The 2,024-nt window shown below is 53.5% G+C and carries 1 rRNA gene; it reads right to left on the bottom strand.

Going from position 1 to position 2,024, the window contains the following annotated elements:
* Positions 1–327 precede the first annotated feature (327 nt).
* Positions 328–1,872 (bottom strand): 16S ribosomal RNA (locus PTE_RS09835).
* Positions 1,873–2,024: the final 152 nt, after the last annotated feature.

Below are 2,024 nucleotides of genomic sequence, written 5' to 3' on the forward strand. Positions count from 1 at the left end.
GTGAAGATGCAGGGTTCANCNGNCAAGTTGGNAAGNNNCCCACTCCCTTNGTGNNANNNNGGCNGTGNACAAGGCCCNNGNATGTNTTNNNTAGGTGGGAGGCCTTGAAGATTACTAGCAGTCNGACTTCATGGAGTCNAGTTGCAGACTCCAATCCGGACTACGTCATACTCTATGTGTTCCGCTTGCTCTCGCGAGGTCGCTTCACTTTGTATCCGCCATTGTAGNACGTGTGTAGCCCTACTCGTTAGGGCCATGATGACTGACGTCTCCCCACCTCCTCCAGCAGACAATCTGTGTGAGCACTGCACTCAACGGCATCTCAGGTAAGGAGGTGATCCAACCGCAGGTTCCCCTACGGTTACCTTGTTACGACTTCACCCCAGTCATGAATCACAAAGTGGTCAGCGCCCTCCCGCAGGTTAAGCTACCGACTTCTTTTGCAACCCACTCCCATGGTGTGACGGGCGGTGTGTACAAGGCCCGGGAACGTATTCACCGTAGCGTTCTGATCTACGATTACTAGCGATTCCGACTTCATGGAGTCGAGTTGCAGACTCCAATCCGGACTACGACAGACTTTATGTGTTCCGCTTGCTCTCGCGAGGTCGCTTCACTTTGTATCCGCCATTGTAGCACGTGTGTAGCCCTACTCGTTAGGGCCATGATGACTTGACGTCATCCCCACCTTCCTCCGGTTTATCACCGGCAGTCTCCTTTGAGTTCCCACCTTCACGTGCTGGCAACAAAGGATAAGGGTTGCGCTCGTTGCGGGACTTAACCCAACATTTCACAACACGAGCTGACGACAGCCATGCAGCACCTGTCTCAGAGCTCCCGAAGGCACAACCCCATCTCTGAGGTCTTCTCTGGATGTCAAGAGTAGGTAAGGTTCTTCGCGTTGCATCGAATTAAACCACATGCTCCACCGCTTGTGCGGGCCCCCGTCAATTCATTTGAGTTTTAACCTTGCGGCCGTACTCCCCAGGCGGTCGATTTAACGCGTTAGCTCCGGAAGCCACTCCTCCAGGGAACAACCTCCAAATCGACATCGTTTACCGCGTGGACTACCAGGGTATCTAATCCTGTTTGCTCCCCACGCTTTCGCACCTGAGCGTCAGTCTTCGTCCAGGGGGCCGCCTTCGCCACCGGTATTCCTCCACATCTCTACGCATTTCACCGCTACACATGGAATTCTACCCCCCTCTACGAGACTCTAGCCAACCAGTCTTGGATGCCGTTCCCAGGTTAAGCCCGGGGATTTCACATCCAACTTAATTGACCGCCTGCGTGCGCTTTACGCCCAGTCATTCCGATTAACGCTTGCACCCTCCGTATTACCGCGGCTGCTGGCACGGAGTTAGCCGGTGCTTCTTCTGCGGGTAACGTCAAGCTATCGCCCTCTTCAGGCCATACCCTTCCTCCCCGCTGAAAGTACTTTACAACCCGAAGGCCTTCTTCATACACGCGGCATGGCTGCATCAGGCTTGCGCCCATTGTGCAATATTCCCCACTGCTGCCTCCCGTAGGAGTCTGGGCCGTGTCTCAGTCCCAGTGTGGCTGGTCATCCTCTCAGACCAGCTAGGGATCGTCGCCTAGGTAGGCCATTACCCTACCTACTAGCTAATCCCATCTGGGTTCATCCACGGGCGTGAGGCCCTTTCAGGTCCCCCACTTTGGTCTTGCGACATTATGCGGTATTAGCCACCGTTTCCAGTGGTTATCCCCCACCCTCGGGCAGATCCCCAGACATTACTCACCCGTCCGCCGCTCGTCAGCAAAAGCGCAAGCGCTTTCCTGTTACCGCTCGACTTGCATGTGTTAGGCCTGCCGCCAGCGTTCAATCTGAGCCATGATCAAACTCTTCTATTAAAAGCTTGATGCTCAAAGAATTTTACTGTTCATTCGTCATGAATCAACTGTTGTTCACTCTTCAAGACTTAGTGTATTTTTTTGTGATACGGTCTTGTGAGTGCCCACACAGATTGTCTGATTAATTGTTAAAGAGCAGGCTGAACTAAAAA

This window comes from Photorhabdus khanii NC19 (assembly GCF_000517265.1).
GTDB lineage: Bacteria > Pseudomonadota > Gammaproteobacteria > Enterobacterales > Enterobacteriaceae > Photorhabdus > Photorhabdus khanii.